General features: G+C 48.5%; 17 protein-coding genes. 6 read left to right on the top strand and 11 right to left on the bottom strand.

What is annotated here, in order from left to right; translation table 11 throughout:
• Positions 1-71: 71 nt before the first annotated feature.
• The 4 genes from ruvA to EP073_RS02535 all read right to left on the bottom strand — a co-directional run bounded on the left by ruvA (position 72) and on the right by EP073_RS02535 (position 2755).
• The gene (gene ruvA, locus EP073_RS02550) at positions 72-644 is read right to left on the bottom strand and encodes a Holliday junction branch migration protein RuvA (RefSeq protein ID WP_128465602.1); all 573 of its coding nucleotides are present in this window, start codon (positions 642-644) and stop codon (positions 72-74) included.
• Positions 641-1129, bottom strand: coding sequence for a crossover junction endodeoxyribonuclease RuvC (gene ruvC / locus EP073_RS02545; RefSeq protein WP_241654035.1), 489 nt, complete (start codon positions 1127-1129; stop codon positions 641-643). The genes ruvA and ruvC overlap by 4 nt, the downstream gene beginning before the upstream one ends.
• Complete coding sequence (locus EP073_RS02540) at positions 1130-1879, bottom strand: YebC/PmpR family DNA-binding transcriptional regulator (RefSeq protein WP_128465601.1); 750 nt, start codon at positions 1877-1879, stop codon at positions 1130-1132. It abuts the gene before it with no gap.
• 135 nt (positions 1880-2014) lie between these two features.
• Positions 2015-2755 carry a cytochrome c biogenesis CcdA family protein gene (locus EP073_RS02535; protein ID WP_128465600.1) on the bottom strand — a complete coding sequence of 247 codons (741 nt, stop codon included), beginning with the start codon at positions 2753-2755 and terminating at the stop codon, positions 2015-2017.
• 218 nt (positions 2756-2973) lie between these two features.
• Here EP073_RS02535 and EP073_RS02530 point away from each other — a divergent pair, with 218 nt between their 5' ends.
• From EP073_RS02530 to EP073_RS02505, 6 genes are all read left to right on the top strand, one after another.
• On the top strand, positions 2974-3396 hold the full coding sequence (locus EP073_RS02530) for a cytochrome c maturation protein CcmE (RefSeq protein ID WP_128465599.1): 423 nt from the start codon (positions 2974-2976) through the stop codon (positions 3394-3396).
• A gap of 180 nt (positions 3397-3576) precedes the next feature.
• The gene (locus EP073_RS02525; RefSeq protein ID WP_241654034.1) at positions 3577-5493 is read left to right on the top strand and encodes a heme lyase CcmF/NrfE family subunit; all 1917 of its coding nucleotides are present in this window, start codon (positions 3577-3579) and stop codon (positions 5491-5493) included.
• Positions 5486-6193, top strand: a complete 708-nt coding sequence (locus EP073_RS02520) for an ABC transporter ATP-binding protein (RefSeq protein WP_128465597.1) — start codon at positions 5486-5488, stop codon at positions 6191-6193. The genes EP073_RS02525 and EP073_RS02520 overlap by 8 nt, the downstream gene beginning before the upstream one ends.
• A gap of 1 nt (position 6194) precedes the next feature.
• The gene (locus EP073_RS02515) at positions 6195-6872 is read left to right on the top strand and encodes a heme exporter protein CcmB (RefSeq protein ID WP_128465596.1); all 678 of its coding nucleotides are present in this window, start codon (positions 6195-6197) and stop codon (positions 6870-6872) included.
• 3 nt (positions 6873-6875) lie between these two features.
• Entirely contained in the window at positions 6876-7541 is a 666-nt protein-coding gene (locus EP073_RS02510) for a cytochrome c biogenesis protein (RefSeq protein WP_128465595.1), read from the top strand.
• Between the two features lie 124 nt (positions 7542-7665).
• Complete coding sequence (locus EP073_RS02505) at positions 7666-8181, top strand: hypothetical protein (protein ID WP_128465594.1); 516 nt, start codon at positions 7666-7668, stop codon at positions 8179-8181.
• Here the strand turns inward: EP073_RS02505 and EP073_RS02500 are convergent, their stop codons facing one another.
• The 7 genes from EP073_RS02500 to EP073_RS02470 all read right to left on the bottom strand — a co-directional run bounded on the left by EP073_RS02500 (position 8182) and on the right by EP073_RS02470 (position 12991).
• Entirely contained in the window at positions 8182-8859 is a 678-nt protein-coding gene (locus EP073_RS02500) for a TrmH family RNA methyltransferase (RefSeq protein ID WP_128465593.1), read from the bottom strand. It lies immediately after the preceding gene.
• 69 nt (positions 8860-8928) lie between these two features.
• On the bottom strand, positions 8929-9303 hold the full coding sequence (locus EP073_RS02495; RefSeq protein ID WP_128465592.1) for a hypothetical protein: 375 nt from the start codon (positions 9301-9303) through the stop codon (positions 8929-8931).
• Between the two features lie 210 nt (positions 9304-9513).
• Positions 9514-10161, bottom strand: a complete 648-nt coding sequence (locus EP073_RS02490) for an enoyl-CoA hydratase/isomerase family protein (RefSeq protein WP_128465591.1) — start codon at positions 10159-10161, stop codon at positions 9514-9516.
• Entirely contained in the window at positions 10161-10943 is a 783-nt protein-coding gene (locus EP073_RS02485) for an enoyl-CoA hydratase/isomerase family protein (protein WP_128465590.1), read from the bottom strand. Before EP073_RS02485 ends, EP073_RS02490 begins: the two co-directional genes overlap by 1 nt.
• Positions 10944-10945: 2 nt before the next feature.
• Complete coding sequence (locus tag EP073_RS02480) at positions 10946-11263, bottom strand: DUF1634 domain-containing protein (RefSeq protein ID WP_128465589.1); 318 nt, start codon at positions 11261-11263, stop codon at positions 10946-10948.
• A 5-nt stretch (positions 11264-11268) separates the two neighbouring features.
• A complete protein-coding gene (locus EP073_RS02475; RefSeq protein WP_164885246.1) occupies positions 11269-12078 on the bottom strand; it encodes a sulfite exporter TauE/SafE family protein in 810 nt (269 codons plus the stop codon).
• 169 nt (positions 12079-12247) lie between these two features.
• Positions 12248-12991 (bottom strand): HNH endonuclease, encoded by a 744-nt coding sequence (locus tag EP073_RS02470; protein WP_206617491.1) that lies wholly within the window; start codon positions 12989-12991, stop codon positions 12248-12250.
• Positions 12992-13135: the final 144 nt, after the last annotated feature.

The raw sequence follows: 13135 nt of genomic DNA, 5'->3' as shown, positions 1-13135 counted from the left end.
GAGTTTATATTCCCGCCACCTCCGCAAGTCAATACAAATAAAATAAAACATATATGTATAAGCTAATTAAGCTATCCGGAAAGTCCCCTCAGCGCTTTTTTGAGGTTTTCTTCAAATGAGTTTTCCCCTGAGTATGAGGTGCGGACAGCGTTCTCGGCGTCTTTTCTGGTGTAACCGAGGTTGCAGAGGGCACTGACCACATCCTCTGAATTGTCGTCCGGCTTGGCTTCTGTCCTGAATACGAGGTCGAATTTATCCTTCAGCTCAAGGATTATCCTTTCAGCCGTTTTCAGCCCGATCCCGGGAATCCCCTTGATCTTCACCACATCGCCGGAAACCACAGCCTTTTCAAATGATTTCACATCAAGCCCCGAAAGGATCGCAAGAGCCAGCTTCGGACCCACCTTGCTGACAGAGGTGAGGAGGATGAACAGCTTTTTCTCTTCAAGGGTGACGAAACCGAACAGGCTTATGTCGTCCTCACGGACATTCATAAGCGTATAGAGGGTCGCCTTCTCGCCTATATCGGGCAGTGTGGCGAAGCTCTGCATGGATATTCCTATTTTAAAGGCAATCGCGCCTGTGTCTATAACCGCGAAATCGGGGTGTTTCTCAAGAAGCCTCCCCTTTACTCTGTAAATCAATACCGCCTCCCGGTTATCTCAAGCCCCAGACACACAGCCACAGCCAGCGCATCGGACGCGTCCAGCGGGCTTTTGCCCATCTTAATGCCGAGCAGAACCTCCACCATGTGGCGAACCTGCTCCTTATCCGCCTTGCCGTAGCCCACGACAGACTTCTTCACCTGAAGCGCCGTATATTCGTTCACAGGCATGCCGCAGGAGAGCAGTGTGGCAATTATAGCGCCCCTTGTCTGTCCGAGAAGCATGGCGCTTTTTATATTTACCGACTGGAAAACATCTTCAACAGCGGATATTTCCGGTTTATATTCGCCCACAATCTCCCTCAGCCCGGCGCATATAACACCGAGACGCTCGGGAAGAGGTCTTTTGCTGTCGGTGCGGAGCACGCCGTGGAAGACATGCTCCACCCTGCCCGGCCAAGCCCGCACAATGCCCACTCCTGTGCAGTTCAGCCCGGGATCGATCCCGATAACTATACGGGACAATTAGTCCTCAAGCTGGGACATGACATCGTCATCAGCCTCAAAGTTGGAGTAAACTTCCTGAACATCGTCCAGATCCTCAATGGCATCGGTGATGTTCATTATCTTGCGCAGGTCTTCCACATTTACGGGAACGGTATTTTTAGGCTTCATGGTGATTTCGGCGAATTCAAAGGCATAGCCTTTGCCTTCAAGAGCTGCCTTCACATCCATGAAATCAGCGTACGCGCACTGCACAGCGAAAACATCACCGTCATCCACAACGTCTTCCGCTCCCGCTTCAAGAGCCTCTTCCAGAAGTTTGTCCTCGTCCGCCCTGTCTTTGGCTATCTCAAGTATGCCCTTCTGCTCGAAGATCCAAGCGACACAGCCCGCCTCTCCCATGCTGCCGCCTTTTTTTGTCATTGTGCTGCGGACTTCGGCGACGGTTCTGTTTCTGTTGTCGGTAAGTGTCTTAACGAGAATAGCCACGCCGCCCGGACCGTAGCCTTCGTAAGTTACGTCTTCATATGCGGCTTCATTGCCTTCGCCGGTGCCTTTCTTAATAGCCCTGTCAACATTATCCTTCGGCAGGTTCACGGCCTTTGCCTTGTCAAGAGCGAGCCTCAGACGGGGGTTCATATCCGGATCGCCGCCCCCCTCCTTCGCCGCGACCGTTATCTCACGGGCAACCTTGGTAAAGACTTTGCCTTTTTTGGCGTCCTGAGCCGCTTTTCTGTGCTTGATATTCGCCCACTTACTATGTCCTGCCATATAAAAAATGCTCCTTACTGTATTTGAAATATCTCTTATCCGCATTTTTAGGACGGAAATCCGTTCATTCCAAAAAATCAAAGTAATATATTATAAAATCGAACCCAAAAAAAGTACAAAATAACGGATACGAACCTAAAAGTTAATGCTGCCGAGGAACGGAAACCACCTGACAAGATAGGCGCTCATCATAGCCATGCTGTTTGTCGTCATAAGCACGCCTATTATAATGAGCAGCGCGCCGGATACTTTTTCCACAACCATTACGATCCTGCCCGCCTTTTTCATGCCGGAAATCACGTGCCCGACGGCAAGGGCGGCAAGAAGAAAAGGAATCCAAAGCCCTAATCCGAATGTGACAAGAAGCCCTATACCCTGAACCACGGTCTCCTGCTGGGAAGCCATGGCGAATATTGCCGCTATCACAGGTCCGAGACAGGGCGACCAGCCGAGAACAAGCGCAATCCCCAGAAAAAACGCCTGAAGCAGAAACGGAGCCCCCGCCCTGCGCTTATAGTTCCATTTTTTCTGCACGAGCAGCCTGTTTATACGGAAAATCCCCGCCATATGCAGACCGAGAACAATGATAAGGAGCCCTGCTATCCGCCCGAGGATTATTTTATGCTGTGCCAGCGCCTTGCCGACCGCCGTGGCGCTCGCTCCGAGAATCACGAATACAAGAAGAAAGCCCAGTCCGAAGCAGACAGCGCCCAGAACCGCCTTCGCTCTGGCTTTTTTAGATTCGCCGGACGTGAGGGTGTCTATTGTCTCCCCTGATATAAAAGACAGATACGCAGGGAGAAGAGGAAGCACACAGGGGGAGAGAAAGGAGAGCACACCCGCGGTGAAAGCCGTAATAAATCCTATTTCATTCATAATCACTACCTTATACTCATTTTTTCCACAGGTAAAGACAGACGGCGAAGGGAAATGTTCTTAAAGAGCACATATTATATTCAGATATTACGCTAAAACGATACTGAAAAGCCCGTAAAATCTGCTTTCATTAATATCTTTTACAAAACTTTTTCCTTGATCAACGGTCGGATTATGTACATTATAAAATCAAAGTCAAGACGTTACGGAGTCAGCCAATGAACAAAAACAAGAAATTTCTCGTTGCTACAGCGGTTGTTGTCATTGCCATTTCATTCATGCTTTTCAGCGGCTTCAAATCAGAAGGCGTGTACTACCTCACAGTCGGCGAAGTTCTTCATAACCCTGAAAAACTTAACCAGAAGGGCATGCGTGTGAGCGGAGAGGTAATCACCGGAACAATCACCAAAAACACAAAAGACAGACATCTTGTCTTCGACATCATGGACGTTGAAGAGGGCGGAGCGGTCATGACCGTTGACTACAAAGGCATCATCCCCGACACCTTCAAAGAAGAGATCCACGTTATCATTGAAGGCAACTATGACATTGAAAACAAAAAGTTTATTGCTAAAACTCTTCTGACAAAATGCCCCTCAAAATACGAGGTGGATCCTGAGGAAGAGGCGGCTAAAGGATAATTATTATATTTTAACGATCCTTTAGAGAACTTTTTATACAAATCCTTATCAACTTAGTATACTATGCAAAGTTTATTGCGGCAGGCGGGTTTTCGTCTATAGAAGGCGAAAACCTAACGGTGATGTTTTGCAAATCTTAAATTTTCGAGGTGAACAGTGGGCGGAGCAGGATTTTTGTTTATGCTCCTTGCGCTGATAGCAGGCGCGGGCGCTTCTTATTTCTACTTAAGCGGAATGAGAAGTGAAAACAAAATTTACGATAAAATCGGAGGATATTTCCTCATAGCGCAGACGACGGCAATAGGCATTGCTTCTCTGGTTCTTCTTCTGGCGCTTATCACAAGCAATTTTAAAATCGAATACGTGGCGCAGTACACAGACCTTGCGCTTCCCCTTGCTTACAAGCTCAGCGCTTTCTGGGCGGGTCAGGCGGGTTCGCTTCTGTTCTGGGCTCTGATTCTTGTCATCTTCGCCATTATAGAAATGATAAGGCTCAGGAACTTCGATTCAAGATACAAGAGCTCTGTTCTCTTTGTCATAAGCGTTGCCTCTTCCTTTTTCCTGATCCTTACCTGTTTCGTGACCAATCCCTTCGCTGAGCTGGGCTTCACCCCTCAGGACGGCGTGGGCATGAATCCCCTTCTCCAGAACCCCGGAATGATCTATCATCCGCCTACCCTTTTCCTCGGTTTTGCGGGCTTCACAGTCCCTCTCGGGCACGCCATCGCTTCCATGATGACAAGCGACGGCTCCAACCTCTGGGTTAAAGAAAGCAGAGGCTGGGCTATCTTCACATGGGTTTTCCTCACCATCGGCATAGTTCTCGGCGGTCAGTGGGCTTATGTTGAGCTCGGCTGGGGCGGCTACTGGGCATGGGATCCAGTGGAAAACGCGTCTCTTCTCCCTTGGATAACAGGCACAGCCTACCTCCACTCCGCTCTCATATACGAGCAGAGAAACAAGCTGAAAATCTGGACTCATACACTTCTTATGACGTCCTTCCTGCTTTGCATATTCGGCACATTCCTCACGAGAAGCGGCGTTATTGAATCAGTTCACTCGTTCGGGAAATCAAGCCTCGGCACTTTCTTCATAGTATTTATGATTGCCTCCACAGTGGCTTACCTCGCTGTTCTCTTAACCAACATTAAGCTTTACAAAGACCCCGAAGAAAAGGACTTCCACTTCTCCTCAAGGGAAGGCATGTTCTTTATAGCAAACTGGCTCTTCCTCGGTCTCATGATTGTTGTCCTCGTGGGAACAACCATGCCTCTTATATCTCAGGCGTACTACGGCATAATGGGGATATTCGGCGTTGTGGGCAACAAGCTTACGGTCAACATCCCTTACTTCAACAAAGTATCCACACCCTTCTTCATACTGATACTGCTTTTCGCTGGTCTTGCCCCCATGGCGCAGTTCGGAAAGGAGGCAGGGGAGAGCTTCTATAAAAAGATCATCCCCGCTGTGATTGCTGCGCTTGCGTCCATGGTAATCATGTACGTTAAAGGCTACACGCTGCCTATCCCTCTTATACTCACAGGCGTTACAACCCTTTCTCTGGCGACAATCATCACAAGAATCGTCCTCTCCGTCAAAAACAACGGTCCCAGAGTGATGCTCACCCAGCGCAGGCACTACGGCGGTCTTATGGTTCACATTGGCGTTGTTATCATGGCTTACGGAATCATCGCCTCGTCCTTCTATAACATTAAAGATGAGCATGTGGTCGCCCCCGGGGAGAGCTTTACCTTCGGGAACTATGAAATGCACGTGGGCGAGCTTACCGTAAATCAGGGTCAGAACTTTACATCTGTCTACGCTCCTGTTACAGTAACGGAAAACGGTAATAAGATAGTAACCGTCGCTCCGGAAAGACGCTTCTACAACAAACGTGAGGAAGCATGGGCGGAGGTTGCGATCTACTCCAAGCTGAAGGGCGACCTTTACTTCATACTCGCCAGCTACTCCAAGCCTGAAAACTACATAGGTATTCAGGTGGTCTATGAGCCTCTGCTTATATGGCTGTGGATAGGCTGCGGCATTATGTGCATAGGCGCCTTCTACACTGTTACCGGCAGGAGAAAAAATGCCTGAGCCTATTTTCAGGCTGGATAATGTTAAAAAGAGATACGGTCACACCGAAGCACTTAAGGGTGTGACCTTTGAACTTGCCGAAGGTGACTTCATGTCCGTGTTCGGACCTAACGGAGCGGGCAAGTCCACCCTTCTGAAAATCCTTTCCACCCTCACAAAACCGAGTGAGGGTGATATTTTTTTTAAGGGCACGCCCATAAAGAAAATGAAGGACGACTTCAGAAAGCATTTCGGGGTTATTTCTCACCAGCCTTTTTTATATGAAAACCTGAGCGCACTGGAAAACCTCGTCTTCTACGGCAGGCTCTACGGGCTGAAAGACCTCAACGCACGGGCGGATTTTCTGCTGAAAAGAGTCGAGCTCCTCGGCAGAAAACACGACAGAGTCAGAACCTTTTCAAGGGGTATGCTCCAGAGGCTTTCCATAGCGCGCGCGCTTATGCACGATCCCGACATTATCCTGCTGGATGAACCCTACACAGGGCTTGACCAGCATGCCTCTCTCGTTCTCACCGGCATTCTCAAGGAACAGTTCTCCCTTAAAAAAACCATAGTGATGGTAACCCACAACCTCCCCAGAGGCTACGAGCTTGCCTCAAGAATCGTGGTGGTGAAAGGCGGAAAATTCACTCTGGATCAAAAAAAGGAAGATGTCCCCGAGAAGGAGTTTGAGAACATATACATGCAGGCGGTGAGCTGAAATGAGCTATTTCAATACTGTTCTCTGCATATTCAGGAAAGATATTCTTGAGGAGTTTAAATCGAAGGAAGTGGTTAACTCCATGCTTGTCTTCTCGCTCCTTGTGGTTGTGGTTTTCAGCTTCATATTTGAACCCGGCAGCGACATGAAAAACGAAGTTGTCGGCGGAATACTGTGGATGAGCTTTGTTTTTGCGGGGCTTCTCGGGCTGAACAAATCGATGATGACAGAGGTTCAGGGGGGCAACCTTCAGGCGCTTCTGCTCTCTCCCGTGGATCCGAGCTCTATCTTCTTCGGCAAGGTGCTGAGCAACTTCACGTTCATGGCGATGGTGGAGATAATCACAATCCCCATTTTCACCGTGCTGTACAATGTAAACGTATTCGCCGGCGGCGCTCTGACGGCTGCCGTCTTCTTCCTCGGAACATACGGATTTGCCGTGCTGGGAACGCTGTTCTCACTCATATCCGTAAACACCAGAACAAGAGAGGTCATGCTTCCCCTTCTGCTTCTGCCGATACTTGTTCCGGTAATTCTCGCATCAGTGCAGAGTCTTAATATTTTCGTTCTCGGTCATGACCATGCGCTGGCGTACCCGTGGCTGAAAATCCTTTTAATATTCGACATCATTTTCACCGCTGTGGTTTTCGCGGTGTTCGACTTCATAGTAGAGGAATAGCTTATGAACAAAGAAAAAATTCTTGATGCAGCCCTTATTCTCCTTGTTCCCGTCGGGCTTTATATGGCTTTTATCTATGCGCCCGTGGCAAAATCTCTGGGACCGAACCAGAAGATATTCTACTTTCACGTGGCGTCAGCGTGGATCTCGTTTTTCGCGTTTTTTGTAACCTTCTGCACAAGCATTCTTTATCTGATCAAGGACGACTTCTGCTTTGACGATATAGCCGAGAGCTCCGCCGAAATCGGGCTGCTCTTCTGCACGATCGTTCTCACCACCGGACCCATCTGGGGCAAGGCGGCATGGGGCGCATGGTGGACATGGGATCCGCGGCTCACCACCACGGCTATCCTCTGGTTCATTTACGTGGGCTACATAATGCTGAGAAAGTTCATAGATGAGGACAGCAAGAGGGCGAGATTCGCCGCCGCTGTGGGCATAATCGGTTTTATTGATGTGCCGATCGTTTTCTTCTCTATCCGCATCTGGAAAAACACCATACACCCCAACGTGGTACAGAAAGGAGGCGGCGGACTTCATCCCATGATGCTCCACGCAATGTTCTTTGCGCTCCTGATCTTCACGCTGCTGTATCTAAGCCTGCTGATTAAGAGAGTGCGTTTCGCAAGGGCAAAACGCAGATTCGACGCTCTGGAAAGAGCCTCTTAATAAGATACCGAAGCCTCCGCAAAAAATACGGAGGCTTTTTCATTTATCTGTAAAAATTACCCTGCCGAGCATACATTTTCGCTGTATAATTCATTCATAGACATCTTACTCAGGCGGTGCGCCCATGTTTGAATCAATTGCTCTGGCTCTGGCGAAGGCTCTGGCCGCTTATCTTTTCAAATATTACGTAATGGCGACACCCATTGTTAAGATAGAGGGCGCGCCCGGCTGGTTCTACAAGGAATCTCCAAGCGAGATATGCGTCTTCACCCATGAGCAGGGCGGCTATGACGCCGTGGACGCTCTAAAGGGCAAATCAAACACCCTCATGGCGGAGAAGATAGACGGCATACTTCAGGTTGCGGTGTATGACAATTACAGAGAGCTTAAAGACCCGAAAGAGAAAGAGTTCGTAAAGGCGTTCATGAAGGACGCGGAGCTTCCTCTGTTCATCACGAAGACGATGAAGTTCAGAAACATAGTCTATGACAAAGACATACGGACAGCCTTCTCCAAGGCGTGCATAGAGAAGAACGAACTCTTAAGCTATCAGGAGGAAAGGCTTGAGAAGCTGAAATACTCCCTGTCCCACGAACGCGCGGGAAACGCGTTCGATGAGCTTGAGGAATCGGTTAAGTAATTATTTTGAGCTGTACAGCGCGTGGAGTATAACTGCCGCGCTCTGGGAAACATTCAGAGAGTCTATGTCCCCGCTCATGGGTATGCGGAAGGCGGTATCCGCCTTTTCAAGCACGCCCGGGCGTATCCCTTTTCCCTCAGAGCCGAGAATAATTGCTGATTTCTCAGCGAACTCCACATCTTTCAGTACAGTTTCGCTGTCTATATCGGCGGCGTAGATTTTATATCCCATTCTCTGTAAATCCTCCGCAGCGGAGCTGATGTTAGTGGTTTCGTAAACATCGGCGTAAAAAAGCGTCCCGCTTGAAGCCTTGCAGACGGCGGCAGTGATGGGCGCTTGATGGTATCTCGCCACGATAATTGTCTTCACGCCGAAACAGTTCGCCGCACGGATTATGGTTCCGTAGTTGTGCGGATCCTGAATCCTGTCAAGGATCAGGACATTCCCCTCTATCTCCTTCCTGTGGCGGACGAAGTCTTTGGGCTCTATATCATTGATCTCAGCCGCAACGCCCTGCGCCTCGTCACCGAAGCGATGCTCAAATTCCTTCCTGCCGAACTCCGCCGCTTCAAGATCATCAGGCTTCTCCCTGAATGTAGAGCCTTTGCGGAGAAAAAGGTTTTTTACAAGACCGAGCTTAAGCGCTTCAGCAACTGTGTTCCTGCCGTGTATTATCATGTCAGTTTCCTTTGTTTATGAGTAGAGGGAGTTATAACAGCCCTTTTCAAACCCCGCAAGAAAAAGGTTTCAGACCAGAGCGTCAAAATGCAGTCCCTTCATGAAAAGTTCGGTCAGATACTGCTGATCACGGTATTCCTTCGTGAGCCTCTGTTCCTGCTTTTCCTCAAGCTTTACGAGCAGCTGCTTGACCTCAGCCCGCTCCTCCATTATTTCGCCGTATTCCGCCAGACGGAGAGTCTTTGTCTTCTCCATCTTATTAAAGTCCTTAACTCTCAGCTCTTTGTGATATTCTATAGTATCATACTCCGCTATGCGCATGAGGCGCTTATCCTCAATGCGGCTCACGGTTTCGGCTATGGCTGAGTTGCTGTACTTAACGACCTCATCCGATGAATTGCGGCTCACCTGCTGTTCAACTGCGTTGCTGCGTTCGACTTTCATATCTGACCCCCTGAAAAATCCGGGGTGCTGGGAACTGTGCGGGAACCTTCTGAAAAGCCTGAAAACACTGGTAAGAAAGGGGTTCTGCGCACGGGCGCACCTCTATGGCAACTTCCCTGTAAAATAATTGCATCCGTGCTTCTTTCTTATCGGCTAAAACGGAAAAAACTTAAGAAGATTTTACAAAACATGACAAAAAAATAATAAGAGTTATAACCCCTTGTGGAACAAGCCTCTTTTCATGCGACTGAGAAGCTCCCTGTCCTTAGCGGCAATTTTAGCACACAGGTGCGCGGCATAGGAATCCATATCCGCCGCTGAAGGGAAAATCTCTGTGAGAAAGCCGCCGCGCTTCATCTCCTCAGAGCGGAACATCTCCCCTGTGCAGAAAAATTCCGCAGAGGCAGCGGGCTTCATGATTCTGGGTATAGCCTGAGTTCCGCCGAAGCCTGTGATTATGCCGAGCTTGGTTCCCGGGTGGGCGAACACGCTTTCCGCCGTTGCAAGCCGGAAATCGCACGCGGCGGCAAAATCCATACCGCCGCCCATGCAGTAACCGTCGATCTCCCCTGTTATCACCTGCGGCATAGTGCGCATGAGATTAAACAGAGAGTTGCCAAGCATGGAAAAACCCTTTGCGGTAAAACCGTCATAGCCGTACATCGTCTTGAGATCCGCACCGACAGCGAAACAGCCGGAGCCTCCCTGAATGCGTATAACCTTTGCGGGGCTTTCGGAAACTTCCTTAAGCGTTCTGATTATTTTCTTTATGGTGGGCGCGTCAAGCAGGGTGAACCTGCCTTCCGGCGGAGTGAGCCTTACAATCGCTGTAACATCCTTCAGAGTGAGGCTTATCATCACTCCTCCTCAAACCTCAGGTCTTCCCAGCGGTTTTTGAACATCGGTTTCCTTTTTTCTATGAAAGCACCCATCCCCTCCCGCTTGTCCTCACAGGAGAATGAGAAGGTGAATGCGTTCTGCTCGAAGAGAAGCGCCTTGTCAAAGTCCATCTCAATACCGGAGTTCAATGTTTCCTTGGCAAGCCCGAGTATGAAGCTGCTCTTCTCTGAAAGTCTTGCACAGAGGGCATCTGTGTGTGCGTTCATTGAGGCTCCATCGGCGAAAACCGCATTGGCGATGCCCTTTGCGTACAGTTCCTCCGCCGTGACGGAATCACCCGTGAAGACAAGGTATTTCACAAATGTTTCATAAACCCTGCGGGCGGCGAGCTGCGTTCCCCCGAAGCCCGGGATAACGCCGAGATTTACCTCAGGAAACGCGAATCTTGACGATGCCGTGGCGAATATAATGTCACAGGCGAGAGCAATCTCAAACCCGGGACCGAACGCCTCACCGTCTATCTCGGCGATGATGAGCTTCTTAAGCCCGCGCATGGTTTTCACCAGCCGCTGCCCACGTTCGGCGTATACCCTCGCCTCTTTCTCTCCGAATGTCTGAAGTTCACTGACAGCACGTCCGATAGTGAAGCTGCCGTCTGCGCCTCTCAGACGAATGAAGTCTATTCCTCTGTCCGCTTCGGCATCCTCCAGAACACGGCAGAGGGCTTGCGGATCCGTGCATTTTTTCTCAAGGAGGATAAGGGCGGATCTGCCGGAAACCGAAATACTGAAGCAGTTCATAATTATTCCCCTATAACCATAACCACGCAGAGCATGGCAATTATAATAAGACACATGGCGGCGAGCCGGTAATTCCTGCTCCTCAGTCCGTACCGGAGGACATAAAGTATCCCCGCGGCAGGAGCGGCAACCACAATCCAGATGCCCGTCATTACGGTATCCGCGCCGTTCAGGGCTAATGCGCCCGCTATGTGCCCCGCTATGCTCTTGCTGACGTATTCGGAACCAAACCCCAGAAGACTTTCAGTAAGCCCGAGGATAACGATTCCCACACCGAAAAGACCGATATATTTAAGAAGCCTGCCCAGAGTTTTTTCCATGGATTTCACCCCAGCGCCTTAATGAACATCTGCACGGCTATGAGCAGAAGAACGGCTATAAAAATCTTCTTAATTCTGTTATCCGTGACCTTGCGGAGCTTTGCCGTTGCGAACGCCGAACCTATGAGAACACCGACTATTATCGACCCGGCGATCTGCGGGCGGACGTAGCCGTGGAATATGTAAGCCACCGAACCGGCTGCGGCGGTGAAGCCAATCATGAAGTTGCTTGTGGCTGTGGCGACTCTCAGAGGAACGCCGGAGAGAATATTCATAGCAGGAACCTTGAAGAAGCCGCCGCCCACGCCGAGCATGCTGGAAATTACTCCCGCGGCAGAAGAAACAAGCATGGAGAGATGAACCCTCTTAACCCTGTAGTGGATAACCCTTCCCCGCACCTCGTCCGTATAGGAGCCGGAGTAGAACCCGCTGCCTTCATCAGGAGGGGTTTCAGCATCTTCGGTGCTGACGGTTTTTTTCCACATAAGATAGGCTGTGATAAGAGTAATGATGGAAAACATTATGAGAATCGGTCTTTCGCTCACCGAAACGCTGATATAGCCGCCGATGAGAGCGCCGAGAATGGTCACTGTCTCAAGAGTCACCGCCAGAGGCACGTTGACGAGATTCCTGTTCAGGTTGGAGGCGGATATGAGCACGCTCCCCACAGTTATGGACGCAAGGGACGCCGCCACGGCGGTATGAACAGGATAGCCGAAGATAAGAACCAACACGGGAACTATCAGCACTCCGCCGCCTATGCCCAGCAGATAGCCGAGAATGCCCGCAAGTATCCCGACAGGGATAAGCTGCATTATTTCAATCATCTGTCAGATATAGGTTAATGAGGGATGAAAGTCAACTTAATAGCTCACACCTTGCTGAGCAAACCTTCGCTTCGCACGGCTCAATTCCATCTTTGGAGTTGGGCTCTCTTTAAATAATAAATACAATATAAATTAATGAAATTGGTTAAAGTCCCCGCTAACTCAATTTTTTAGATAAAATCATTTTTTTAAGCTCCTCTATTGAATAAGGCTCAGGTTTCTTTTTATGCAGCATAGCATGGCAATTTGGACAAACAGGAACTAAATCACTGATAGGGTCAACAATGTAGTCTTGACCTATAGTACTGAGAGGTTTCACATGGTGCACATGAATAAACTGTTTTCCGAGCTCTCCATAAAATGTATAAAACTCGAAATCGCAAACCAAGCACTTATAATCTTTTGTATCAAGACATTTGTCTCTTGCAGCAGGATCTCGTTCATAAATGTTAACAGTAATAGTTTTTTTGGCACCTTCATATATTGGAGCATCAAAAGGTATTTCCTCTGGAATATCAATTTGATTCATAGAGTTTTTCAGCATTGAAAAGTCATCAAGTATTTTTTGCAGTGCTACCAAATTCCCACCCTTTGGAAGTTTAGCATAGTATTCAATATGTGCTTTAACGGCATTCAACGCTTTACTTAACCCTTCATATCCAAAGTCATCAAATATTTTTCTCAGGAAATATTTTGCCGAATAATTATTAATATTTCGCGAATAACGAGTTCCTTTCATCATACAATCTAACACCTGTATGTAATGACTTGCAGAAGTTGGATTCATTTTATAATTTTCAATAAGATAATCAATGGCTTCACTTCTTGATATCTCTCCACTATAAAATTTCTTCCCTTGTATATACGCTGCTGCTATCATTGTTTCAGTTATCACTGGCATACAGCTAACCTCTAACATTTTAATAAATTAAAACATTAACATCTCTCTGAGAGTAACACTATTTGAACAACAATGGCAATCATTTTCAACCATAATTGCTTTCAATGAATTAGCATTATGATATATTAAAATATCAACAATAAT

Origin of the sequence: Geovibrio thiophilus (genome assembly GCF_004087915.1) — a bacterium.
GTDB classification, from domain to species: domain Bacteria; phylum Chrysiogenota; class Deferribacteres; order Deferribacterales; family Geovibrionaceae; genus Geovibrio; species Geovibrio thiophilus.
This window is presented reverse-complemented; position numbering and strand designations above follow the sequence as displayed.

What these genes read in the sequence shown, in the direction of transcription:
- EP073_RS02495 (WP_128465592.1), bottom strand. Translation starts at nt 9,303, where the DNA reads ATGAAAGTCGAACGCAGCAACGCAGTTGAACAGCAGGTGAGCCGCAAT.
- EP073_RS02535 (WP_128465600.1), bottom strand. Translation starts at nt 2,755, where the DNA reads ATGAATGAAATAGGATTTATTACGGCTTTCACCGCGGGTGTGCTCTCC.
- EP073_RS02505 (WP_128465594.1), top strand. Translation starts at nt 7,666, where the DNA reads ATGTTTGAATCAATTGCTCTGGCTCTGGCGAAGGCTCTGGCCGCTTAT.
- EP073_RS02485 (WP_128465590.1), bottom strand. Translation starts at nt 10,943, where the DNA reads ATGAACTGCTTCAGTATTTCGGTTTCCGGCAGATCCGCCCTTATCCTC.
- EP073_RS02490 (WP_128465591.1), bottom strand. Translation starts at nt 10,161, where the DNA reads ATGATAAGCCTCACTCTGAAGGATGTTACAGCGATTGTAAGGCTCACT.
- EP073_RS02525 (WP_241654034.1), top strand. Translation starts at nt 3,577, where the DNA reads ATGCTCCTTGCGCTGATAGCAGGCGCGGGCGCTTCTTATTTCTACTTA.
- EP073_RS02475 (WP_164885246.1), bottom strand. Translation starts at nt 12,078, where the DNA reads ATGCAGCTTATCCCTGTCGGGATACTTGCGGGCATTCTCGGCTATCTG.
- EP073_RS02515 (WP_128465596.1), top strand. Translation starts at nt 6,195, where the DNA reads ATGAGCTATTTCAATACTGTTCTCTGCATATTCAGGAAAGATATTCTT.
- EP073_RS02520 (WP_128465597.1), top strand. Translation starts at nt 5,486, where the DNA reads ATGCCTGAGCCTATTTTCAGGCTGGATAATGTTAAAAAGAGATACGGT.
- EP073_RS02470 (WP_206617491.1), bottom strand. Translation starts at nt 12,991, where the DNA reads ATGCCAGTGATAACTGAAACAATGATAGCAGCAGCGTATATACAAGGG.
- EP073_RS02480 (WP_128465589.1), bottom strand. Translation starts at nt 11,263, where the DNA reads ATGGAAAAAACTCTGGGCAGGCTTCTTAAATATATCGGTCTTTTCGGT.
- EP073_RS02540 (WP_128465601.1), bottom strand. Translation starts at nt 1,879, where the DNA reads ATGGCAGGACATAGTAAGTGGGCGAATATCAAGCACAGAAAAGCGGCT.
- EP073_RS02500 (WP_128465593.1), bottom strand. Translation starts at nt 8,859, where the DNA reads ATGATAATACACGGCAGGAACACAGTTGCTGAAGCGCTTAAGCTCGGT.
- EP073_RS02530 (WP_128465599.1), top strand. Translation starts at nt 2,974, where the DNA reads ATGAACAAAAACAAGAAATTTCTCGTTGCTACAGCGGTTGTTGTCATT.
- EP073_RS02510 (WP_128465595.1), top strand. Translation starts at nt 6,876, where the DNA reads ATGAACAAAGAAAAAATTCTTGATGCAGCCCTTATTCTCCTTGTTCCC.